Raw genomic sequence first — 21,256 nt, 5'->3', positions numbered from 1 at the left:
CGCGCGTCCGCGAGCGGGCCCGCATTCCAGAGGAGAGTCACTTGCAACGTGAACAAATACTCGAGCATGCGTTGAATGTGCTCGAACAGAGCGGTCTGGCCGCCACCACTTCCCTGAGCCAACTGGCTGGCGAAACCGGTCTTGAAGCCGAACAGCTGACGCGTTTCTGGCCCGATCGTGATGCCTTGCTGTACGACGCACTGCGCTATCACGGCCAGCAGATTGACAGCTGGCGTCGCCAGGTGCAGCTCAATGAACATCTCAGCGCGGAACAAAAGCTGTTAGCCCGCTACGAAGTGCTGAGTGAACACGTCAGCAAAGGCCGCTTTCCCGGCTGCCTGTTTATCGCCGCCTGCAGTTTCTATCCGCAACCCGATCAGCCGGTGCATCAGTTAGCAGAACAGCAAAAGCGCAGTTCCTGGCAATTCACCCATGAAATTCTGGTCGATTTAGCGCTGGATAATCCCACCATGGTGGCCGATCAGATGGAGCTGATTCTGGAAGGTTGCCTGAGCAAACTGCTGGTGAAACGTAACGTACAGGATGTGGCGACGGCGCGCCGCCTGGCGGAAGATGTACTCGGCATCGCGCTGTGCCGCAAAAATGGTGCGCTGGCGTAGCCTTTTTATCCATCTTGTCTGAAAAGCAAGCAATCAATCACGATTGCAGCGCTTTTTTGACGAAAGCCGTTGACGACGATAAGCCATTAGGGTTTAATGCGCCCCGTTGCCCGGATAGCTCAGTCGGTAGAGCAGGGGATTGAAAATCCCCGTGTCCGTGGTTCGATTCCGCGTCCGGGCACCAACATTCTGAAAACCCAGCTTATGGCTGGGTTTTTGCTTTTCTGCGTTTGCTAATCTCAACCACTGCCTCCTTTCCTTCCCTACACGTTGATTATTCAGCATTGATCGATACCAATTTATTTATCCCTAGCTAATACTTTTAATCTATTCCCCCATAATAAAATCCAATAAAATTAATTATCAGTGAGTTAAATCTATTTTACATATTAATTCGTGATCCTGTCTCGGTTAGCCGTAACATCCCATACGCAACACCTGCGCAATCGCGTAAGCTTAATCTCATCCCAGTAATAACCTGCTGATTCAGCTTGTTAGCCTAACGCCCTAATCATTGAAGTAATGACTGTTCAAAACGAAAAATAAAATCACTTACTTTCATATTTAATTATTTATTCAGAAACACGATTCGATTAATTAAATTACCCCCTACAGGAAAATAACCATGAGCGCAGGAAACCGAATCTATTTACGCCGTCCCGCCGATGCCGAACCGCTGCTGGAAGCCTTTCGCCGTTTACCGGCGGCGGTGGTAGCGGATTGCATGAGCCGCTTGCCCGCTTTGTCGGCAGAGATCAGCCTGAAAACCGCGCCGCGCCAACCGATCATGTGTGGCCTGGCAGTGACAGTTAAAGCGCGTTCCGGCGACAATCTGATGCTGCATAAAGCGCTGGATATGGCAGGTCGAAACGATGTGATTATTCTGTCGAACGAAGGCGATCGCAGCCAGTCGCTGATGGGTGAAGTGATGGCGACCTATGCCAGACAGCGTGGTATGGAAGGCATTGTGCTGGACGGACCGGTCCGCGACATCGAAGGGCTGTCACGCATGGACTTCCCCATCTACGCCGCCGGTCACACGCCGGGTGGCCCGTTCAAAGACGGTCCCGGCGAGATCAACGTGCCGATTGCCTGCGGCAAAATTCACGTTTCGCCGGGTGATATCGTGCTGGGTGATGCGGATGGTGTGATTGTGATTCCACGTCAGGATGCCGCGCGCATTCTCGAAGCGGCGCAGGCGTATCTCATTGTTGATGAACACAACTTCGAACTGGCGAAAACCGGCGCGCTGGAACGCGGCTGGCTGGATGAGACGCTGCGCACCAAGCAGGTTGAAATCATTGATGATGTGTTCCGCTAATCTTTCGCCGTCGTAAGGTGCGCATTCATGCGCACCAGGTCGCCATAAATGACGCCCCTACGGCGTGCTACTCACCATCGCCAACTTACGCTGCCGATTTTCACGCCACACCGCAAATATCCCGGCCAGCGCCACAATCGATGCGCCCAGCAAGGTGGTGCTGCCCGGCAGGCTGTTCAGGAACAGATAGCCAATCAGCATCGACCACACCAGCGTGGTGTAATCGAACGGTGCCAGCAGTGAGGCATCGGCGTAACGCAGGCTAAGCGTCACCAGAATCTGTGCCAGACCGCCAAACAGGCCGCAGCCCACCAGCAACAACAGCTGTAACGCGCTCGGTTTGCTCCAGCCAAACAGCGCCGTCGCCAGGCCAATAAGGGTCGTCATTACAGAGAAATAGAACACAATCGCGCCCGGCTTTTCGATGCCGTTGAGGAAGCGAATTTGTACGTTAGAGGTCGCGGAACACAGCGCCGCAATCAGCGCAAATGCCACGCCAAGGCTCGCCGTCGCGTTGCTGGCACCCTGAGAAAACAGCGCGCCGCTGGCGCTCAGGCTGGAAGAGAGCATGATCAGAATGCCGGATAATCCCACCACCACCGCGATCCAGCGCGAAACCCGCACCCGCTCTTTCAACAGCATTGCCGCCAGAATCACGGTAAACAACGGCGCGGCATAGCTTAACGCGGTCGCATCAGCGAGTGAGATATACACCAGCGCCAGATAGTTAAAATACATGCCGCCGGTACCGGAGAAGCCACGAATGAAGTGACCAAACAGGTTACGCGTCTTGAGATTTTCCAGCACGTTGCCCTGCATTTTCAGCCAAATCAGCAGCGGAAACAGCGCGATAAAACTGCGGAAAAATATCACTTCGCCAGTGGGAATGGCGCCGTTCAATCCCTTCACACACGCCAGCATCAAGGTGGCGCACAGCGCGGCCACTATCTTCAATAACACGCCTAATCGGGCATTCATGCTTTTTCACTTCTCTCTACCACATGCAATCGGCGGGACTGCCGAGAGGATATGCGACCAGCCTGGCGAGAAAAGTGTGCGCTGGATAACACTTTTTTGCTCTGCCCGAATAGAAAGAACTTATGCGCCGCTAAGCCATATTTTTTTGCTATTGCACGACAGGGTTTCCCTCTTTTTCGTCTGAAAACAAAGCCGATATAGTCCAGAAAAGCGAGAAATCAGGCGCTCCGTCCCGGTGACGCCGTGGTATTCATCATTGAGGAAGTTCACATGACCATGAAAAGACGTACCACCATCGGGCTGGCAATGCTGCCGCTGCTGGCTATTTCGGCTGCTCATGCAGACATGATGGCGAACATCAAATCCAGCGGCGAGCTGAAGTGTGCGGTCTATTCGGACGTGCCGCCCTTCTCTTCCCCGGATCCGAAAACGCGTCAGCTGGCGGGCATGGATATCGATCTGTGCAACGCGCTGGCGAAGCAGATGAACGTCAAACTGACACTGGTGCCCACCTCGGTGGAAGCGCGTATTGCGGTGATTGCCACTGGCCGCGCCGACGTGCTGATCGCTAACCTTGCCTATACCAAAACCCGCGGCAACCAGATTCAGTTCAGCGATCCCTATTACGTCGCCAAAGAGATGCTGCTGGTGAAAGCACCGTTGGCCGATAAGCCGCTGAGCTATTTCCAGGGCAAACGCATCAGCGCTACCAAAGGCACCACCTCTGAACAGTCGATCCACATTAAAGGCGGCAAAGCGGTGACCTTCCAGGATTCAGCCTCCGCGTTCCTTGCGCTGGAGCAGAACAAATCGGTCGGCTTCGTCACCAACACCATGACCGGCATCAAAACCATTTCGCAGGCGAAAAAGGACGGCATCAATCTGGCGATGATCAAAGAGCCGATGGCGCTGGAGCCGATTGGTGTTGGCATGAAGCGTGATGAACCGGCACTGCTGGCCAGCGTCAACAGCAGCCTGAAGGCGATGGACGATGACGGCACCATCGACAAAATCTGGGATACATGGATTGGGGCCAACACCGAATACAAAATGGTGCGCGAAGAGCGCGTACAGCCGCTCTCCAGTCTGAAATTTGAACCGCTGGAATAACCATGCCCGTGAAGTCGCACTCTGCACTCCCGCCCGCCAGCGCCCCCGCGCTGGCTTGCTCCTCTGATATTAAGCTCTCCACCATCGGCGCACGCGCGTGGTTGGTGGAAGCGCCGGGCGGTTTCGATCTCCCGGCGCAGCGCCGCATCTGGTCGCTGGCGCGCCTGCTGCATGCCGACGAAGCCATTGAAGCGCTGATCCCCGGCGTCACCAATCTGCTGGTGCTTTTCCGCCATATCCCAGCCGATGAAAACGCCGTGCGCATGCAGCTGCATGCTGCCTGGGATCAGGCGCAGGCGATCAGTCCGCAGGGCAAACTGATTGAAATCCCGGTGCATTACGGCGGTGAACACGCCACCGATCTCGAGGCGGTCTGTCGCCATACCGGCTTAAGCCCGCGCGACGTGGTGCGCCTGCATCATCAAAGTGAATACACCGTATTTGCGCTGGGCAGCGCGCCAGGCTTCGGTTATCTGCATGGGTTGGATCCGCTACTCGCAACGCCGCGCAAGAAAGTGCCGTCACTCAGCATGCTGAAAGGCACCGTCACTATCGGCGGCGCGCAGGCGGGCGTCTCGGCGCTGACCGGCCCGAACGGCTGGAACGCGATTGGTTTTGCCGAGCTGGCGGTATTTGATCCGCTGGCCGCATCGCCCGCGCTGATGGCACCGGGCGATCGCATCCGTTTTCTGCCGCAGAGGATAGAGCTGTGATTGAGATCGAACAGAGCGGTGCGCTGAACACGGTGCAGGACTTAGGTCGCTTCAATTATCGCCACATGGGGGTGTCGGTGAGCGGCGCAATGGATCCGCTGGCGCTGCGTGCCGGTAATCTCCTGCTCGGCAACGACGAAAATGCAGCGGCGATTGAAGTGCAGCTGTTTCCGTTTCGCCTGCGTTTTTTGCAAAACAGCAGCATCGCGGTGACCGGTGCCGATTGCCGCGCCACGCTGGATGGCACGCCGCTGCCGCCGTGGTGGGGCTGCAGCGTGCGGGCCGGGCAAGTGCTGGAACTGCGTTATCCACGCAGCGGCGCGCGTGGCTATGTGTGCATTGCGGGCGGCATCGATGTGCCGCTGGTGCTCGGCTCGCGCAGTACCGCGCTGCGCGGCGGCTTCGGCGGCGTTGAAGGACGTCCGCTACAGCGTGGCGATCGGCTGGCGCTCGGCGACAGTTGCAGCCCGGCACTTCCCCACAGCGGCATCGGCATCGAACCGCCAGACAGCGCATTACACGCCTGTTTTCCCCGCAACAGCGCCGGAGACATTCAGCTGCGTGCCATTCCCTCCGGCGAATACCCGCTGTTTGCCGCCGATGCCGCGCGTTTCTGGCAGCAGTCGTGGCAGGTATCGAATCAAAGCAATCGTACCGGCTATCGGCTTTCAGGCGATCCGATCTTCCCGTCAGAGACCGTTGAGATGCGATCGTACGGGCTAATCCCCGGCATTGTGCAGGTGCCGCCGGGCGGCGAACCGATCATCCAGCTGAGCGATGCCAACACCGCTGGCGGCTATCCGAAGATCGCGGGCGTGATCGAACAGGATCTGTGGCGGCTTGGGCAAGTGCTGCCGGGCCAGTCGATCCAGCTGATCCAATGCGATGTGCGTGAAGCGATCGCCATCGAACAGGAAGTCACGCGTTGGCTGAGCCGCCTGCGCCTTAGCTGCCAGCCACTGCGTAAAGCGCTTACCGTTTAATCCGCACAAGGAACCAGACATGAAGATAGATGTGAATTCCGATATGGGTGAAGGCTTTGGCGTTTACCAGCTGTGTGATGACGCCGCGCTGATGAAAGTGGTGTCATCGGCTAATATCGCCTGCGGTTTCCACGCCGGCGATCCAACGATCATGAGCAACATGGTGCGGCTGGCGAAGGCACATGGCGTGGGGATTGGTGCGCATCCTGGCTTGCCGGATCGTCAGGGTTTTGGCCGCCGCGAACTGCCGTTTAGCGCCGAAGAGATTTGCCAACAGGTGGCCTATCAGCTCGGTGCACTCACGGCGATTGCCCGCGCGGAAGGCACCCACGTTTGCCACTTCAGTTTCCATGCCGCGATGGGCAACATCGTCAACCGCGATGCCGCGCTGGCGCAACAGGTGATGGAATTGGTGGCGCGCATCAATAGCGATCTGATCATCTTCGCCCAGCCCGATACCATCATCGAAGCCGCCGCGCAGGCCGCTGGCCTGAAGACGCTGACGCTGTTTCTGGCGGATCGTGCCTATGACGCACAAGGCCGTTTAGTGCCGCGCGGCATTGCCGGTGCGGTGATCAAAGAGGAAGCCGCGTTGCGCGCCCGCGTGCGCCAGTTTTTGCAGCACGGCACGGTAACGACGATTGAAGGTGAAGAGATTGCGGTGCGTGCGCGCTCGATTCTGGTTCACAGCGACACGCCAGGTTCGCTGGCGCTCGCCACCATTGTGCGCAGCGAAATCGAAGCCTGCGGCCATCAGGTCGCCCCGGCCGCAGAGGTTATCGCGCAATAATAAGTTTTGTAGGGTCGCCATTTACGGCGACCGGGACATCAAACACATCCACCACAAAACGCCGCAATGCGATCGCATCCCGTCTCTAACCGCTCCATGCTCGTGGCATACGACAAGCGGATAAACGGGCTCATGCCGTACGCTGCGCCCTGCACTGTCACCACGTGCTGCTCCTCAATCAGCGCCAGCACAAAATCGGCATCATTAGTAATCAACCGGCCACCGGCGCTGGTTTTGCCAATGTAGCCCGCGATATTCACAAACAGATAAAACGCGCCCTGCGGTTTATGGCAGCGCAGGCCGTCAATCGACGTCAAGCGCTCCAGCACGTAATCGCGGCGCTGACGATAGATGTGCGCGCGCTCCTGCAACAGATCCTGCGGGCCTTCCAGCACCGCCACCGCCGCGGCCTGGGTTAAGGTGCAAACGCCGCCGCTGTTCTGCGTATTCACGTTGCTCATTGCTTTGATCAACGGTGCCGGGCCGCCGCAGAAGCCCAAACGCCAGCCGGTCATCGACCAGGCTTTCGATACGCCGTTCACCGTTAGCACACGGTCATACAAACGCGGCTCAACCTGCGCCAGCGTGTAGAAGCGCACATCGTCATAAATCAGGTGTTCGTAGATATCGTCGGTCATGATCCACACCTGCGGATGGCGCAACAGCACCTCGCCCAGCGCGTGCAGCTCCGCTTTGCTCGCCACCGAACCGGTGGGATTACTCGGATAGTTGAGCAGCAACCATTTGGTTTTGTCGGTGATGGCAGCGTCTAAATCGGCAGGCAGCGGCTTGAAGCCGTTCTCCTGCGCACACGGCAGCGCCACCGGAATACCACCAGCGAATTTGACGATATCGGCATAGCTGATCCACGACGGCGTCGGGATCACCACTTCGTCGCCCGGATTAATGGTCGCGAGGATCGCATTAAAGATGATCTGCTTAGCGCCGCCGGCGGTGAGGATCTGGCTGACGTCGTAATCGAGCTGGTTATCGCGTTTGAACTTCAGCTGGATCGCCTTGCGCAGCGCTGGCGTGCCGTCGGTAGGCGGATAGCGCGTATCTCCGGCGCGCGCGGCGGCGTAAGCGGCTTCAATCGCGTGAGGTGGCGTGGGGAAATCGGGTTCGCCGGTGGAAAGTGCTACCACATCAATACCCTGCGCCGCGAGATCGCGGGCCTTTTGGGTCATAGCAACAGAGGCAGAAACGGTGACATTCTTTAATCGATTGGCTATCTCGGGCATGGGTTTATCCTGGCTCAGTGTCAGCATGAACGGCTTGCAGCAAGCTGCAAACACGACGTGTACCAGAGGATAGGTTTTTGCCCGAAGCGGCAGTTAATAGTGCTTTGTTGTGGTGATATAACACAAAGCGATGACTGAACCGACCGCACACTTTCGCCATAAAGGTGGCGAGCCTGATGTGGAAATGCGCGGCAGGTCACGCGCCAGCGCCTGACGCAATGTTAATAGAGTGTTACTTTGAGTGCCGGTTAACAGCGCGCGACGCCCGTTTACTCACTCCCATCATCGCCAAATCTAATGAGTGAATCGCACCATACCAGTGCAAAGGTCGCTGTTTTACCCTCGCCGTCACGGCAACTGTCCAACTCAGCATCGGCCTTAGGAGGCACTGTGGCTCTACCCTCCTGTCTGAGTTCATTCGCGAAAGCTTATTTTGGCATCAACTTTGCTTGATATCCGCTATGCGTTCTGTTGGAGGAAGCGTTCATGAATCTTCGTCGCCTGAAGTACTTTGTTAAAATTGTTGATGTAGGCAGCCTGACCCAGGCCGCCGATATTTTGCATATTGCCCAGCCCGCGCTGAGCCAGCAGCTGGCTACGCTGGAAGGGGAAGTGAATCAGCAACTGCTCATTCGTACCAAGCGCGGCGTGACGCCGACCGAAGCCGGTAAAACGCTCTACTCCCACGCGCAGGCGATTTTGCGCCAGTGCGAACAGGCACAAAGTGCCATTGAGCTGGTTGGCGCGTCGCTGAGCGGCAGCGTCTCAGTGGGCTTAGCGCCGGGCACCGCCGCACAAAACCTCGCGTTGCCGCTGATGATGGAAGTGCAGCAGCAGCATCCCGGCATCGTGCTCTACTTCAATGAAAACTTCGGCACCACGCTGAGCGAGCTGATTATGAATGGCCGCATGGATATGGCGGTAATTTACGATCACCGCACCATTCACGGCCTGCGCTTTATGCCGCTGATGAAAGAGGATCTCTACTTCGTCTGCCCGTTCAGCCTCGCGCAACCGGTGAAAGAGATCCCGCTGGCGCAGGTGGCGCAATACGATCTGTTCCTGCCGCGCGTTTACAACATCATGCGCAAAGTGCTCGACGATGCCTTCGTACACAACAATCTGCAGTACCGCGTGAAATGTGAGATCGAGTCACAAACCACGCTGAATGCCGCGCTCAGCGCCGGGCTCGGCACCACCATCATGCCGGAATCCGCCGCGCGCGCGATGCTGAAAAGCGGCGATGCGTGGATGGCGAAGATCGTCGATCCGGATGTGCAGGTGTCGCTGTCGTTCTGCATGTCGGATCACCTGCCGCTGTCACAGCCGGCCGAAGCGGTGAAATCGATCCTGCTGTCGCTGATGTCGCGCCGCAACGTTGAGAATCATCCACTGACCTTAGTGGGATAAGTCCCGCTTATTGCCGCAAAGCGAAACCCTCTTACTGCCCGTATTGCGAACGCGCTAGATTACGATTTTGCCCGCTCAGGCGGGCGTGTTTCGCTTTGACGGGAATTCCATGGATAAAACCGCAATACCGCTGCCGACGCTGCGCGCGCTGGCACGCAAGATGCAATCCTCCGGGCTGAACAGTCTGGCGCTCGATGGCAAGCACTGGTCGGTGCGGTTGACCTTCGCCGCCACGCCAGCCACGCCCGCGCCTGCCACGGTTCCCGCCGCTGAAATCCCCTCCATCACACAACGCATTGGCGCACCGATGCCCGGCACGCTGCTGCGCCGCCATCCGCATAGCCAGCAGGATTTTGTCGCGCCCGGCCAGCAGATCACGGCCGGTGAAGTGGTGGCGCTGGTGCAGGTTGGCCCGCTGTATGTGCCGGTGATCAGCCCGGATGGCGGCACGGTGCAGTCGTTCGCGGCAGAGCATTTGTCTGCGGTGGAGTATGACGAGGACGTGTTGACGTTTCGGTCGCCATAAATGGCGGGCGAACGGGGTTATAAGGGGCGCTTATTGCCTCAAAATTTTTATGTCTTATGCCCTTGCGGCATAACTGCATACAGTCAAAAGACGCCATAACGAGGAGAGGCAGATGCCATTTTCAGATTACAAAACCGCGCTGGTAACCGGCGCATCCGCGGGAATGGGCGAAGCGATCGTTGAACGCTTGTGCAAAGAGGGCATCACCGTGCACGCGGTGGCGCGCCGTAAAGAGCAGCTGGCGGCGCTGGCCGATCGTACCGGCTGTATTCCGCATGCGGTGGATGTCAGCGACGTCAACGCGCTGACCGCGCTGTGCAAAGATCTCGAAATCGACATTCTGGTCAACAACGCAGGCCTGTCGCATCCGGGATCGATCCTTGATGCCGACGAGAACGTGATTGAAACCCAGGTCGACGTCAATCTGCGCGCGGTGCTGCATCTATGCCGCTTGCTGGTGCCGGGCATGGTGAAACGCGATCGCGGCCACGTCTTCAACATCACCTCGATTGCTGCCATCTACAACTTCAACGGCAACTCGGTGTATCACGCCACCAAAGCCGGTGTGCATGCCCTTTCGCGCCAGCTGCGCGTCGATTGCTACGGCGCACGCGTGCGCATCACCGAAATCTGTCCGGGCCGCGTCGCCACCGATATCTTCGGCAACGTGTCGGGCGATCACGAAGAGGCGCGCCGCCGCTTCATTGATGGCTTTGAACTGCCGCAGGCCAAAGATATCGCCGACTGCGTCGCCTTCGCGCTCGCGGCACCGCTGGCGGTGAATATTGGCAACATCGAAATCACCCCAACGCTGCAGGTGCCGGGTGGTCTTTCCACTATGCGACCGGGCGACCACAGCGCGTAATTTGCGACCATGAGGTAACAGAATGGCTCTCGATTTCAGCAGTGTGATAACCGGCCAGTACGGCCAGATGATCGTTGACGGAACGGTGATCACCCTTGAACTGGCGTTGGGTGCCTGGCTGCTGGCAATGGTGCTGGCGCTGCTTTTGGTGGTGATCCGCCTGACTGAAAACCGCATCGCGGTCGGGCTGGTCAAAGCCTATGTCTCTTATCACCGCAATGTGCCGACGCTGATCCAGTTGATGATGTGGTACTTCGCCATTCCCACGCTGCTGCCAGAGGCGCTGCAGATGTGGATCAACAACTACAACGCCGAGTTCCTGTTCTCCCTCACCGCGCTGGGTCTGTGTCAGGCGGCGTACTTCTCCGAAGATATCCGCAGCGGCCTGCGCGCCATTCCCGACGGCCAGAACGAAGCCGCGCGCGCACTCGGCATGAGCTACGTGCGCGCCATGCGCGGCGTGATTCTGCCACAGGGCATTCGCAACGCGCTGCCCGCGATGATCAATCACACGGTGCTGCTGTTTAAAAACACCAGCCTGGCGATGGTGATTGGCGTGGCGGATCTGACCTATGTGACGCGTGATATTGAGAACCAAACGTTCCGTACCTTCGAATCCTACATCGTGGCGACCGTGGGCTATCTGTTCTTCTCCCTGCTGCTGATGGGCCTTGGCGCACTGCTGGCCCGCCGCTTCCAGCGCGTCTATGCGAGGTAATGGCGATGTTTGAGATTTTCACCATTTTGCATGACAACGGCATGCTGCTGTTGATGGGCCAATACCCGAACGGTCCGATTGGCGGTGTGCTCTGTACGCTGCTGATCTCGGTGCTGGCGGTGCTGCTGGCGTTTCCGATTGGTGTGCTGCTGGGCCTGGCGCGTCTGTCGCCGTGGCGCTGGCTGAGCTGGCCCGCCACCGGCTGGGTTTACCTGCTGCGCGGCATCCCGCTGATGATGGTGGTGTTCTGGACCTACTTCTGCGTGCCGCTGCTGATTGGCCACAACATCAGCGGTTTCGCCACCATGCTGTGTACGCTGGTGATCTATGAGAGTGCCTATATCGCCGAGATTGTGCGCGGTGGCATTCAGGCGCTGCCGCACGGCCAATACGAAGCCTCACGCGCGCTGGGCATGAGCCACCTGAAAACCCTGCGTCTGGTGATTCTGCCGCAGGCGCTGTTTAACACCTTGCCGAGCCTGGTTAGCCAACTGGTGTCAATCATCAAAGACAGTACGCTCGGCTACGTGATTAACGTGCCGGAACTGACCTTTGCCGCCAATCAGGTGAGCAATCAGCTGCTGACCAAACCGTTCCAGGTGTTCGCCATTGTGGCGCTGAGTTACTACATCATCTGCTTCAGCCTCACCTGGCTGGCCAATAAACTCGAAGCGCACATTGCGCAGAAACGTCGTCAACCGCCGCAGCCAACGCCCAGCGTGGCGCCCGCGGTGATGCTGACTAAAACCTCTTCGCAATAAGGAAACAGCATGGGACCGATGATCATGTTTAATCAGGTCAACAAATGGTACGGCGCGTATCAGGCGCTGACCAACCTGAGCGCCGAGATTAATCCCGGCGAAGTGGTGGTGGTGTGCGGCCCGTCCGGCTCGGGAAAATCGACGCTGATCCGCACCGTTAACCGACTGGAGCCGATCGATGACGGTCAGATCGTGTTTGATGGCACCGATATTCACGGCAGCAGCACGCGCCTCAATCAACTGCGCACGCGCATCGGCTTTGTGTTTCAGAGCTTTAACCTGTTCCCGCATGTGTCGGTGGCCGAGAACATCATGATGTCACCGATGAAAGTGCTGGGCGTGAAGCGCAGCGAGGCGCGTCGTCAGGCCGGTGAATTGCTGGAGCGGGTCGGCTTAGCGCATAAAGCCGATGCCTATCCGGCGCAGCTGTCTGGCGGCCAGCAGCAGCGCGTGGCGATTGCCCGTGCGCTGGCGATGAAGCCGCCGGTGATGCTGTTCGATGAACCGACTTCGGCGCTCGATCCAGAGATGGTCGGCGAAGTGTTGTCGGTGATGCGCGGTCTGGCGCAGGAAGGAATGACCATGATGTGCGTCACCCACGAGATGAACTTTGCCCGTGAAGTGGCGGATACCATCTGGTTTATGGATCAGGGACAGATTCTGGAAAAATCACAGCCGGAACAGTTCTTCACCCAACCGCAGCACCCGCGCGCACAGCGCTTCCTCAGCGATTTGCGTTCACACTGAATTTCAGGTCGCCATAAATGGCGACCTTGCCAACTACCGCACCTATCTTAACAATCCACCCACACCGCTCCCGCATCGGCAGATTTCACGCACTGCTCCACCCAACGCACGCCCATCAAACCGGCATGTGCGCCTGGATACCAAAAGTCCTTAAGGAACGCCTGATCGCCACGATCGGTAGCATCCATTGCCAGCGCAAAACGGCGATAAAGATTGGACCAGGCTTCAAACAATCCTTCCGGATGCCCGCCGCCAATACGGTCGTCCGCCAGCGCGCTCTGATGCAGATAACCCATGCCGCGCTCAAGAATCTGCACCGGCTCGCCCTGCACTTCATAACGCAGCTGATTCGGCTGTTCGTCCCACCACTCCAGGCTGGCTTTTTCGCCGATCACCCGCACTTTCTGGCCGTGCATCGAACCGCAGTTCACCGCCGATGCCCACATGGTGCCGACCGCGCCGTTGTCGTACTCCATCATCACGAAGGCGTTATCCTCCAGCGGCGCGCGGGTTTTGACAAAGCTCTGGCGACTGCACAGCAGGCGTTTCACCTGCAGATGCGGCACCATGGTTTCAGCGATAAACAGCGGATGCGTCGCCAAATCGCCCAGCACATAGCTCGGCCCGACGAAGCGCGGATCGACGCGCCACTTGGTGCTTTCGTTTTGCAATTCAACCGCCTGGTTATGGAAACCGTGCGCAAACTGCATGTTGATGATGCGGATTTCGCCTAGCAAACCTTCCGCAATCATCTCGCGCGCCTGATGAATCAGCTGATGGCCGGCATAACCGTAGGTCACGCCGATGATTTTCTTCTTCTCAGCGCACAGCTGTTCCAGCTCATCGGCTTCAGCGGCGGTGAAACACAGTGGCTTTTCGCACACCACATGCAAACCCGCATTGAGCGCGGCGCGGCAGATGGTGAAGTGCGTGTTGTTAGGCGTGGCGATCGACACCGCTTCAATGCCGTCCGGACGCGCCGCTTCTGCCGCAAACATCGTTTCGTAATCCGCATAGCAGCGTTCGGCGTCAATCCCCAGCGAGGTGCCAAAGGCGCGGCCACGCTCGGCGTTGATATCGAACGCGCCCGCCAGCAGCGTAAAGTTGTTGTCACGTGTGGCCGCCGAACGGTGAATATACCCAATCTGGCTGGTGCCGCCGCCGCCAACCATGCCCCAGCGCAGGGAGCGATCCAGAGCTTTAATGCCGTTAATCATGCTGTTCTCCTCAGAATCCGACCGATTGCAAATAGTGCAGGCTGGCGGTGACGTCACGCAGGCTGGTGTCGGCATCGCGCGGGTCGCGCTCCTGCTCGACGGTGATCCAGCCCTGATAATTGCGCTCTGCCAGGAAGGCGCGCACCGCCGGATAATCAATTGCCCCTTTGCCAATCGGGCACATCACGCCTTCTGCACAGGCAGCGAAGAAATCGACGCCGCGTGCAATCACGTCGCGCCATACCCCATCGTTAACGTCTTTGAAGTGCAGATAATCAATGCGATCCCAGTAGCGGCTGAGGTAAGGAATCGGATCCATGCCGGAGTAGTACAAGTGTCCAGTGTCGAGGCACAAACCGGCAACCTCGTGCGGGATGTCTTCCACCAGCTGTTGCAGCTCGTCGGCGAACTCAATACAGCCACCGGCATGCGGATGGATCACCGCGCGCACGCCGTATTCGTTCCAGGCAATCTGGCTCAGCATGGTGATGTGCTGCATCATGCGCTGCCATTCCTCATCTGACAGGCGCGGCGCCTTGTCGGATTGACCGGCGTATTTGGCGCGTTCTGGATTACCGAAATCGATAATTACCAAATAAGGCGCGGGTTTGTTGTCCGCATGGGTTTTAGCGGCGGTTGGCACCAAAGACAAGTTGCGACAGATGTTGTGCGTCAGCTCAACCATCGCCGGGAAATTGGCTTCGCTCACCAAATCATCAAAAATGGTGCCCGCCACCAGCGACAGGTCGTGCGCTTCCAGCTGCTGACGCAGTTCGGCAGGTTCAACCGGCAGATAGGTCCACGGGCCCAGCTCAATGCTTTTATAACCGGCCTGCGACGCTTCACTCAGAACTTTCTGCCACGGCGGCAGGAAAGGATTTTTCGGGTCATCAACGCCCCAGCTACAGGGCGCGTTAGCAATATGAATAGTCATGATCGTTCCTTGCGGTAGTGGATAGCGCAAGTATCAAATAAATATTTCATCACCAACAACCATGAAACATTCATTTTTTGATAGCGATCATAGTATTTCGCATCATTAAAATGATAGAAAAATTATCAAAACCAGCAATGACGCGCTTTACAGGTTTTCACGCGTGACGATATCGAACGGCAGGATGATCTGGGTGAAATGGTCGCCCGGTTCGGCATGATGCTGCTGCACCATCTGCGCCAGACGCATGGCCATTTCGTCGATGCGGTTGCGGATCATCACCGTGATGGTGCCATCAATCAGCGCCAGCTCGCCCTCTTTCACCGGACCATGACAAATCAACGCCACCTTGCGCTGCGGCTGCTGGCGCAAGGCGTGAATCACGCCCTCAATGCCGCCGCACGGCGCGAAGATCAGCGCCAAATCGGCATGTTCTTCCAGTAACTGACGCGTGGAACGGTAACCGCCATCAATCGATTCATTGGTCTTCAGCGGCTCCAGCACGCGCCGCGCGCTGTCCTGTTCGCGCAGATAGGAGCGGAAACTGATCTCATTACTCTCCTGACAGATAAAGCGATGGTCGCCCACCAGCACGCCGACCGAGCCCGGCTGATGCAGCAGATGGGTGGCAATCCACGCGGCAGTGCGCCCGGCTTTCTGGTTATCCAGGCCGACATAACCGGCGTGGCCGCACGGTGAAAAGTTGGAAAACAGCGCATAAACCCGCACACCCTGACGCGATATGTTTTCTATCGCATGGCGAATCAGCGGGTGATCCAGCGCGACAAGGCCAATGGCATCCACCTGCTCAGCCAGCGCATACAGCGAGGCCACCACCGCTTCCACATCATCGATGTCGTGCCAGGTAAACAGCGGTTCGCTGCCTGCCGGATGAAACGGCTGCGTATGCTGGCGCAGCGCATCGGTGAGGGAATGATAGAACGAGTAGGATTTTGACAGCAGGATAAAGCCCATGCGCAGCATGACGCTGGAGATAGGCGCGGTGTTGTTCAGCAGCGGCACATTGCCGATGCGATAACCGAGGCGATTGGCCGCTTCCAGCACCTTCTGCTCCGTCGCCGCGCGCACCGGCGCACGACGGTTTAATACGCGATCAACGGTTGCCACGCCAACACCGGCAGCGGCGGCAATCGCGGTCATGGTGATTTTACTCATGTGCTAATTCCAGATTAAAATGATAATAAATTATCAAAAATAATGCCTTAACCCGCTAAAAATCACCAATCCTCAAACGCAGAAATCATCATTAAACGGCATCGAGTGATAGAGAATCTCTCAGTATTTTGATCGCCCTCGCAAAAACGGAATAACCCATTTCATTTTCATACCATTCAGAATAAATGTTTGATATTTATTGGCGCATTAAAGGCGGTTTAGGCTGATGGTTTTGCATCAGAAAAAGTGATGAAGCGTGGAAAAAGATCCGTATGGTCATCATCAAAGTCCACACCGCTTAACGCTCAGGAGAAAACAATGAAAATCGCTTTTGATGTGGATGTAATCAGGGATCTTGGCATTACGCGCATGGTGCATCAGGTGGCGGAATGGGGCTACAAGTACATCGAGCAGTCGCCGCACCCGCAGATCAATCCGTTCTATAAACATCCGAAAGCCAGCCGTGAAATCATGCGCGAATACAAAAATGCGCTGAATGCCACCGGGCTGGAAATCTCCTCGTTCATTACCGTTTATCGCTGGTCTGGCCCGGATGAACTGCGTCGTCAGGCGGCGGTGAAGAATTGGAAACGCATGATCGAGATCGCCGTCGAAATGGGCGTGCAGGTGATCAACACCGAGCTGTCGGGCAATCCCAACGAGCCGGAAATTTGTGAAGAGATGTTCTATCGCTCGATGGAAGAGCTGCTGCCGATCATCGAACGTGAAGGTATCCGCGTCGAGATACAGGCGCACCCGTGGGATTTCTGCGAGCAGAACAACGAAACCGCAGACATTGTGAAGTCGTTCCGCAGCGAAAACGTCAAGTACATCTACAGCGCACCGCACACCTTCTACTACGACAAAGGCGTGGGCGATGTGAAGAACATGCTGCATTACGCCGGTGACGATCTGTCGCATATGCTGATCGCCGATACCATGAACCATACCAAACACTGCCGCTATATCGTTAACCCGCCTGGCGTGGATGCGACTATCCACCAGCATGTGGCGGTCGGTGAAGGCGAAGTGAATTTCGATGCGCTGTTTGAAGCGCTGCGCGAGATGAATTTCGCCAACCGTACCTTTAAGGTCGGCGGCGAGTCGATTATCTCGGCGGCGCTGTTTGGCTATCCGGAAAAGATGAAGTATCAGGCGGTGGAAACCCGTGAGCTGATTGAGCGTGAGCTGTTGGGTTAGTTAAGTGAGCGCTGATGCCCTCACCCTAGCCCTCTCCCACAGGGAGAGGGAACTAAATAGTCCCTTCTCCCGCTGGCGGGAGAAGGTTAGGATGAGGGCCCGCTCTGATGGAATGCACGCAACATGAAAGCAGTGACGCTGGCCGAGCTGGCAAAACAACTGGGCGTGGGTGTCGCCACGGTTGACCGGGTACTCAACGATCGCGGCGGCGTATCGCCCGCCATGAGCAAAAAAATCCTGCAGGCAGCGCGTGACGCCGGTTTGAAACGCATTCTGCCCGAGGAGCATCGCCATCCGTGGCAGATCGAAGTGCTGCTCAGCGGTAACGCCTCCTTCTTCTTCCAGCAATTAGCGCAAGACTTTGCCAAACTCGCCGACGAACTCGGTTATCGCCGTCTGCGTCTGCATCGCACGCTGATTCCGGAAAACGCGCCGGAAAAACTTGCCGCACACATTACCGCCAGCAGTAAAAAGATGGACGCGCTGATCGTCTTCGCCCATGAAAACCCGCTGATCTACGATGCGCTCGCCGCCTGTAAAGCGCGTGGCGTGCCGGTAATCACCCTGGTCGCCGATCTGCCCGATGCCGCGCGGCTGTGTCACGTCGGCATCGATCAATACAAAGCCGGACGCACCGCCGGTTTGATGCTCGGCAGCATGCTGTCGCAGCCGGGTGAAGTGGTGTTGATGAGCGGACGCGCCGATTACGCCGCGCATCGCCTGCGCATTGAGGGGTTTCAGGCGGTGCTGGCCGAACGCTTTCCGCAGCTGCGCCTGCGCGAGATTCTTGCCGGTCAGGATGAACGCGAACGCATCAGCCGTCTGCTAGAAAAAACGCTGGCTGCCTCGCCGCCGATTGTCGGGTTGTATAACACCGGCATTGGCAATACACAGGTGCACGAAGCGCTGGCGCGGCATCGTCTCGACGGCAAAGTGCTGTACGTCACGCACGAGTTGTACAGCACCACACGCAGGCTATTGCAGGATCGGGTGCTGACCTTAACCCTCGATCAAAACACCCTGCGCCATGCCCAGCTCGCGTTAACGCTGATGCTGCGGCATCTGGAAGAGGGCGAGATTCCCGATACTTATCAGCCCGGTAAAGTGGACTTTATGCTGTTTACGCAAGAGAACTTTACATAATCGGACTTTGCGTCGCACCGCCAGCGCGGTTAAATCGCCTGTATCACGCGCTGCTACACTCAGTAGCAGCAAAAATACAAACACAACAAGGCGAAACCACTATGTCGGAACATCAGTATCAGCCCGCGAAAGTCTGGACCTGGGACCCGGAAGCCAAAGGTAACGGCGCGAAAACCAACCGTCCAACCGCCGGGCCGACGCACGAGAAAGCCCTGCCGGTCGGCAAACATCCGCTGCAGCTTTACTCGCTCGGCACGCCAAACGGCCAGAAAATTACCATCCTGCTGGAAGAGTTGCTGGCGGTCGGTGCCAAAGACGCCGAATACGATGCCTGGCTGATCCGTATTGGCGATGGCGATCAGTTCTCCAGCGGATTTGTCGATGTCAACCCGAACTCGAAAATCCCGGCGCTGAGCGACCATTCCGTCACGCCACCACAGCGCGTGTTCGAATCCGGCAACATCCTGCTCTATCTGGCCGAGAAGTTCGGTCACTTCCTGCCAACCTCGCTGGCGGGCCGCACCGAAACCCTGAACTGGCTGTTCTGGCTGCAAGGCTCTGCACCGTACCTCGGCGGCGGCTTTGGTCACTTCTATCACTACGCGCCAGAAAAAATCGAATACGCCATCAACCGCTTCACGCTGGAAGCCAAACGCCAGCTGGACGTGCTGGATCGCCAGCTGGCCGACCATCGCTTCCTCGCCGGTGATGAATACACCATCGCCGACATCGCCACCTGGCCGTGGTACGGCAATCTGGTGCTGAACAACCAATATGGCGGCAGCGAATTCCTTGATGCGCAGTCGTACAAAAATGTGGTGCGCTGGGCGAAAGAGATTGCTGAGCGTCCGGCGGTGATTCGTGGTCGTAAAGTGAATCGCGCCTTTGGTGCCGAGCCGCAGGATCAGCTGCTGGAGCGCCATGATGCCGCCGATTTCGATAACAACACTGAAGACAAACGTCAGGCGCGAGGAGAGAAGTAATGGCTGCATATGTGGTGTTTATTAAGGACGAAACCTTAGACAAAGACGAGCTGGCAACCTACGCAGAGAAAGCTGGCCAGGCGCGCGGCGATCACCCGATCACCCCGCTGGCGTTTTATGGCCAGCTGGAAACGCTGGAAGGTCCGGAAGCGGAAGGCGTGGTGGTGCTGGAGTTTCCGGATGCTGAAGCGGCGAAAGGCTGGTATTTCAGCCCGGCGTATCAGGAAGCCAAAGCGCATCGCCTGAAAGGCGCGAAGTACCGCGTGCTGCTGGTGAATGGCGTCGCGTAATTGACGTAAGGTCGCCATTCATGGCGACCTTATCAAACCCCGCACTTACCCCAACCTAAACAACGAAATCGCCTGCTTCAACGCATTAGCCTGCTGCTGCTGTTGCTGCGCCACCTGCAGCGTTTCCGCCACGTGCTGCACGTTATGATGCACGCTGTGATCGATGCTATTGATGCTCTGCTGAATCTGCTCAATGCTCAAATTCTGCTGCTCACTCATCTCCGACAGTTCCGTCACCAGCTGCGATAACCCACTAATACTGCGATGAATCTCGCGCATGGTTTGTGCCGCATGCTCCACCTGCACGGTGCCGTGCTCGGTGCTGGTGGAACTGGCATCCATCAGCTGACGGATTTCGCGCGCCGCACTTTCGCTGCGCATCGCCAGGTTACGCACTTCGCTGGCGACCACGGCGAAACCGCGGCCCTGATGACCGGCGCGCGCCGCTTCCACTGAGGCATTCAGCGAGAGAATATTGGTCTGAAACGCAATGCCGTCGATCAGCTCCAGAATGATCTTCACCCTTCTCGACTCTTCGCTGATTTTTTCCATCGAGCGAATCGCCGACTGAATATTCTCTTCACCACGCGTCGCCACCGCACGGGTTTCACTCGCCAGCGCGCGTGCGCTCTGCGCTTTGTCGCGGGTTAAGCTAGCGGCGATGCTGATTTCCGTCATGGCGCTGGCTGCCACTTCCAGCGCCTGCGCCTGCTCATCGGTACGCGTCGAAAGCGCGGCGTTGCGTTCAAGAATGCTGTCGGACTCCGCCAGCAACTGGTCTACGCCGTCGCTGACCTGATGCAAGGTGCCGTGCATGGTGCCGAGCGTAGTGCTGAAGGTGCGCGCGAATGGCGTTTCACTCTGCTGGGTATCGGCACTCAGCGTGAGATAACCGGCTTGCTGATTGATGTGTGCCGCCAGTTGCGCCACTTCGCTGGCGGAGCGCGCATCGGCTACCATCTGGCGCGCAATCACCAGCAGCATCGCCGTTTGCACCACCACAAACAGCGCGTGGAACAACACCATGTCCCAGCCCGGATGATGGAACACCACCACGCCGAACAGATCATTTTCCTGCAGATAATTGAACAACACATGGTGCGTGGCGGCCGCCGTAGCGCCCATCAATAAGGGGCGCACATCACGCCATGCCAGCAGCGCCGACATCAGCACAAACACCGAGAAGTGATACTCGGTTTCGCCGCCGCCAACCTGAATCAGCAAACCGGCCCAGCCGATTAACAGCGCGGATAACACCAGCCGTGACGTGAGCGTACCGCGCAGTGCGGTGCCGAAAAACGTCGCCAGCAGCGCCAGCACTAAGCCGGCAATCAGCGCCACCAGCACGCTGTCATTGAGCCAGCCAACGCCAAGTGCAATCGGCAACAGCGCCCAACTGAGGATCACCGCCAGGCTATCCGCGCGCTGGGCGATACGTTTGAGCGAAACCATCTCCACCGGCGAAGCCGCCGGGCCTGACAAGGGCGTTGCGATCATGACATTTTTCCACACCAGAAGTTGATCGCAGAG

22 protein-coding genes and 1 tRNA gene are annotated in these 21,256 nt (G+C 57.5%); 17 read left to right on the top strand and 6 right to left on the bottom strand.

Annotated elements, in window-relative coordinates; translation table 11 throughout:
* Positions 1 to 41 precede the first annotated feature (41 nt).
* The 3 genes from dicD (at position 42) to PanJK_RS14990 (ending at position 1,941) form a co-directional block, all read left to right on the top strand.
* Complete coding sequence (gene dicD, locus PanJK_RS15000) at positions 42 to 620, top strand: division control transcriptional repressor DicD (protein WP_008104431.1); 579 nt, start codon at positions 42 to 44, stop codon at positions 618 to 620.
* Positions 621 to 728: 108 nt separating this feature from the next.
* A tRNA-Phe gene (locus PanJK_RS14995) sits at positions 729 to 804 on the top strand.
* Positions 805 to 1,245: 441 nt separating this feature from the next.
* Positions 1,246 to 1,941, top strand: coding sequence for an RraA family protein (locus tag PanJK_RS14990; protein ID WP_256698235.1), 696 nt, complete (start codon positions 1,246 to 1,248; stop codon positions 1,939 to 1,941).
* Positions 1,942 to 1,998: 57 nt separating this feature from the next.
* Here PanJK_RS14990 and PanJK_RS14985 read toward each other — a convergent pair whose 3' ends face one another.
* On the bottom strand, positions 1,999 to 2,919 hold the full coding sequence (locus PanJK_RS14985) for a DMT family transporter (RefSeq protein WP_256698233.1): 921 nt from the start codon (positions 2,917 to 2,919) through the stop codon (positions 1,999 to 2,001).
* 270 nt (positions 2,920 to 3,189) lie between these two features.
* Between PanJK_RS14985 and PanJK_RS14980 the strand changes: the two genes are divergently transcribed.
* From PanJK_RS14980 to PanJK_RS14965, 4 genes are read left to right on the top strand one after another with little or no spacing between them, the layout of a single operon-like run.
* On the top strand, positions 3,190 to 4,029 hold the full coding sequence (locus PanJK_RS14980) for a transporter substrate-binding domain-containing protein (protein ID WP_265300792.1): 840 nt from the start codon (positions 3,190 to 3,192) through the stop codon (positions 4,027 to 4,029).
* A gap of 2 nt (positions 4,030 to 4,031) precedes the next feature.
* Complete coding sequence (pxpB, locus tag PanJK_RS14975; RefSeq protein WP_256698231.1) at positions 4,032 to 4,742, top strand: 5-oxoprolinase subunit PxpB; 711 nt, start codon at positions 4,032 to 4,034, stop codon at positions 4,740 to 4,742.
* Positions 4,739 to 5,725: a biotin-dependent carboxyltransferase family protein gene (locus PanJK_RS14970; RefSeq protein WP_265300789.1), complete on the top strand. Its 987-nt coding sequence runs from the start codon at positions 4,739 to 4,741 to the stop codon at positions 5,723 to 5,725. The genes pxpB and PanJK_RS14970 overlap by 4 nt, the downstream gene beginning before the upstream one ends.
* 19 nt (positions 5,726 to 5,744) lie before the next feature.
* Positions 5,745 to 6,515 carry a 5-oxoprolinase subunit PxpA gene (locus PanJK_RS14965; RefSeq protein WP_265300786.1) on the top strand — a complete coding sequence of 257 codons (771 nt, stop codon included), beginning with the start codon at positions 5,745 to 5,747 and terminating at the stop codon, positions 6,513 to 6,515.
* A gap of 38 nt (positions 6,516 to 6,553) precedes the next feature.
* On the opposite strand, the gene PanJK_RS14960 is transcribed toward PanJK_RS14965, so the two are convergent.
* On the bottom strand, positions 6,554 to 7,756 hold the full coding sequence (locus PanJK_RS14960; protein ID WP_265300784.1) for a pyridoxal phosphate-dependent aminotransferase: 1,203 nt from the start codon (positions 7,754 to 7,756) through the stop codon (positions 6,554 to 6,556).
* Between the two features lie 486 nt (positions 7,757 to 8,242).
* On the opposite strand from PanJK_RS14960, the gene nac reads away from it, so the two are divergent.
* The 6 genes from nac to PanJK_RS14930 all read left to right on the top strand — a co-directional run bounded on the left by nac (position 8,243) and on the right by PanJK_RS14930 (position 12,783).
* Positions 8,243 to 9,166 (top strand): nitrogen assimilation transcriptional regulator NAC, encoded by a 924-nt coding sequence (gene nac / locus PanJK_RS14955; protein ID WP_049851333.1) that lies wholly within the window; start codon positions 8,243 to 8,245, stop codon positions 9,164 to 9,166.
* Between the two features lie 109 nt (positions 9,167 to 9,275).
* Positions 9,276 to 9,692 carry a biotin/lipoyl-containing protein gene (locus PanJK_RS14950; RefSeq protein ID WP_256698226.1) on the top strand — a complete coding sequence of 139 codons (417 nt, stop codon included), beginning with the start codon at positions 9,276 to 9,278 and terminating at the stop codon, positions 9,690 to 9,692.
* Positions 9,693 to 9,804: 112 nt separating this feature from the next.
* Positions 9,805 to 10,557 (top strand): SDR family oxidoreductase, encoded by a 753-nt coding sequence (locus PanJK_RS14945; protein ID WP_008106954.1) that lies wholly within the window; start codon positions 9,805 to 9,807, stop codon positions 10,555 to 10,557.
* Positions 10,558 to 10,579: 22 nt separating this feature from the next.
* Entirely contained in the window at positions 10,580 to 11,275 is a 696-nt protein-coding gene (locus PanJK_RS14940) for an amino acid ABC transporter permease (RefSeq protein WP_154154570.1), read from the top strand.
* Between the two features lie 5 nt (positions 11,276 to 11,280).
* On the top strand, positions 11,281 to 12,036 hold the full coding sequence (locus tag PanJK_RS14935) for an amino acid ABC transporter permease (protein ID WP_154193197.1): 756 nt from the start codon (positions 11,281 to 11,283) through the stop codon (positions 12,034 to 12,036).
* A gap of 9 nt (positions 12,037 to 12,045) precedes the next feature.
* Positions 12,046 to 12,783, top strand: a complete 738-nt coding sequence (locus PanJK_RS14930) for an amino acid ABC transporter ATP-binding protein (protein ID WP_008106948.1) — start codon at positions 12,046 to 12,048, stop codon at positions 12,781 to 12,783.
* Between the two features lie 47 nt (positions 12,784 to 12,830).
* On the opposite strand, the gene PanJK_RS14925 is transcribed toward PanJK_RS14930, so the two are convergent.
* The 3 genes from PanJK_RS14925 to PanJK_RS14915 form a co-directional block, all read right to left on the bottom strand.
* Positions 12,831 to 14,000 carry a Gfo/Idh/MocA family protein gene (locus tag PanJK_RS14925; RefSeq protein WP_265300776.1) on the bottom strand — a complete coding sequence of 390 codons (1,170 nt, stop codon included), beginning with the start codon at positions 13,998 to 14,000 and terminating at the stop codon, positions 12,831 to 12,833.
* Between the two features lie 10 nt (positions 14,001 to 14,010).
* Positions 14,011 to 14,934, bottom strand: a complete 924-nt coding sequence (locus PanJK_RS14920) for a sugar phosphate isomerase/epimerase (RefSeq protein ID WP_265300774.1) — start codon at positions 14,932 to 14,934, stop codon at positions 14,011 to 14,013.
* Positions 14,935 to 15,081: 147 nt separating this feature from the next.
* Positions 15,082 to 16,110, bottom strand: a complete 1,029-nt coding sequence (locus PanJK_RS14915; protein WP_265300772.1) for a LacI family DNA-binding transcriptional regulator — start codon at positions 16,108 to 16,110, stop codon at positions 15,082 to 15,084.
* A gap of 318 nt (positions 16,111 to 16,428) precedes the next feature.
* Between PanJK_RS14915 and PanJK_RS14910 the strand changes: the two genes are divergently transcribed.
* The 4 genes from PanJK_RS14910 to PanJK_RS14895 all read left to right on the top strand — a co-directional run bounded on the left by PanJK_RS14910 (position 16,429) and on the right by PanJK_RS14895 (position 19,726).
* Positions 16,429 to 17,310 (top strand): sugar phosphate isomerase/epimerase family protein, encoded by an 882-nt coding sequence (locus PanJK_RS14910; RefSeq protein ID WP_256698220.1) that lies wholly within the window; start codon positions 16,429 to 16,431, stop codon positions 17,308 to 17,310.
* 123 nt (positions 17,311 to 17,433) lie between these two features.
* Complete coding sequence (locus PanJK_RS14905; protein ID WP_008106937.1) at positions 17,434 to 18,453, top strand: LacI family DNA-binding transcriptional regulator; 1,020 nt, start codon at positions 17,434 to 17,436, stop codon at positions 18,451 to 18,453.
* A gap of 101 nt (positions 18,454 to 18,554) precedes the next feature.
* The gene (gene yghU / locus PanJK_RS14900) at positions 18,555 to 19,436 is read left to right on the top strand and encodes a glutathione-dependent disulfide-bond oxidoreductase (RefSeq protein WP_256698219.1); all 882 of its coding nucleotides are present in this window, start codon (positions 18,555 to 18,557) and stop codon (positions 19,434 to 19,436) included.
* A complete protein-coding gene (locus PanJK_RS14895) occupies positions 19,436 to 19,726 on the top strand; it encodes a DUF1330 domain-containing protein (protein ID WP_265300767.1) in 291 nt (96 codons plus the stop codon). The genes yghU and PanJK_RS14895 overlap by 1 nt, the downstream gene beginning before the upstream one ends.
* Before the next feature lie 45 nt (positions 19,727 to 19,771).
* Here PanJK_RS14895 and PanJK_RS14890 read toward each other — a convergent pair whose 3' ends face one another.
* Complete coding sequence (locus tag PanJK_RS14890) at positions 19,772 to 21,223, bottom strand: methyl-accepting chemotaxis protein (RefSeq protein ID WP_265300765.1); 1,452 nt, start codon at positions 21,221 to 21,223, stop codon at positions 19,772 to 19,774.
* Positions 21,224 to 21,256: the final 33 nt, after the last annotated feature.

The organism is Pantoea sp. JK (genome assembly GCF_026130245.1).
GTDB lineage: Bacteria > Pseudomonadota > Gammaproteobacteria > Enterobacterales > Enterobacteriaceae > Pantoea > Pantoea trifolii.
Note: the sequence above shows the minus strand (reverse complement) of the source record. Positions and strands in the feature narration are given on the sequence as shown.

Excerpts from the sequence above, each read along its gene's own strand:
- PanJK_RS14990 (WP_256698235.1), top strand. The coding sequence starts at position 1,246 with ATGAGCGCAGGAAACCGAATCTATTTACGCCGTCCCGCCGATGCCGAA.
- PanJK_RS14985 (WP_256698233.1), bottom strand. The coding sequence starts at position 2,919 with ATGAATGCCCGATTAGGCGTGTTATTGAAGATAGTGGCCGCGCTGTGC.
- PanJK_RS14980 (WP_265300792.1), top strand. The coding sequence starts at position 3,190 with ATGACCATGAAAAGACGTACCACCATCGGGCTGGCAATGCTGCCGCTG.
- pxpB (WP_256698231.1), top strand. The coding sequence starts at position 4,032 with ATGCCCGTGAAGTCGCACTCTGCACTCCCGCCCGCCAGCGCCCCCGCG.
- PanJK_RS14965 (WP_265300786.1), top strand. The coding sequence starts at position 5,745 with ATGAAGATAGATGTGAATTCCGATATGGGTGAAGGCTTTGGCGTTTAC.
- PanJK_RS14960 (WP_265300784.1), bottom strand. The coding sequence starts at position 7,756 with ATGCCCGAGATAGCCAATCGATTAAAGAATGTCACCGTTTCTGCCTCT.
- nac (WP_049851333.1), top strand. The coding sequence starts at position 8,243 with ATGAATCTTCGTCGCCTGAAGTACTTTGTTAAAATTGTTGATGTAGGC.
- PanJK_RS14950 (WP_256698226.1), top strand. The coding sequence starts at position 9,276 with ATGGATAAAACCGCAATACCGCTGCCGACGCTGCGCGCGCTGGCACGC.
- PanJK_RS14945 (WP_008106954.1), top strand. The coding sequence starts at position 9,805 with ATGCCATTTTCAGATTACAAAACCGCGCTGGTAACCGGCGCATCCGCG.
- PanJK_RS14940 (WP_154154570.1), top strand. The coding sequence starts at position 10,580 with ATGGCTCTCGATTTCAGCAGTGTGATAACCGGCCAGTACGGCCAGATG.
- PanJK_RS14935 (WP_154193197.1), top strand. The coding sequence starts at position 11,281 with ATGTTTGAGATTTTCACCATTTTGCATGACAACGGCATGCTGCTGTTG.
- PanJK_RS14930 (WP_008106948.1), top strand. The coding sequence starts at position 12,046 with ATGGGACCGATGATCATGTTTAATCAGGTCAACAAATGGTACGGCGCG.
- PanJK_RS14925 (WP_265300776.1), bottom strand. The coding sequence starts at position 14,000 with ATGATTAACGGCATTAAAGCTCTGGATCGCTCCCTGCGCTGGGGCATG.
- PanJK_RS14920 (WP_265300774.1), bottom strand. The coding sequence starts at position 14,934 with ATGACTATTCATATTGCTAACGCGCCCTGTAGCTGGGGCGTTGATGAC.
- PanJK_RS14915 (WP_265300772.1), bottom strand. The coding sequence starts at position 16,110 with ATGAGTAAAATCACCATGACCGCGATTGCCGCCGCTGCCGGTGTTGGC.
- PanJK_RS14910 (WP_256698220.1), top strand. The coding sequence starts at position 16,429 with ATGAAAATCGCTTTTGATGTGGATGTAATCAGGGATCTTGGCATTACG.
- PanJK_RS14905 (WP_008106937.1), top strand. The coding sequence starts at position 17,434 with ATGAAAGCAGTGACGCTGGCCGAGCTGGCAAAACAACTGGGCGTGGGT.
- yghU (WP_256698219.1), top strand. The coding sequence starts at position 18,555 with ATGTCGGAACATCAGTATCAGCCCGCGAAAGTCTGGACCTGGGACCCG.
- PanJK_RS14895 (WP_265300767.1), top strand. The coding sequence starts at position 19,436 with ATGGCTGCATATGTGGTGTTTATTAAGGACGAAACCTTAGACAAAGAC.
- PanJK_RS14890 (WP_265300765.1), bottom strand. The coding sequence starts at position 21,223 with ATGATCGCAACGCCCTTGTCAGGCCCGGCGGCTTCGCCGGTGGAGATG.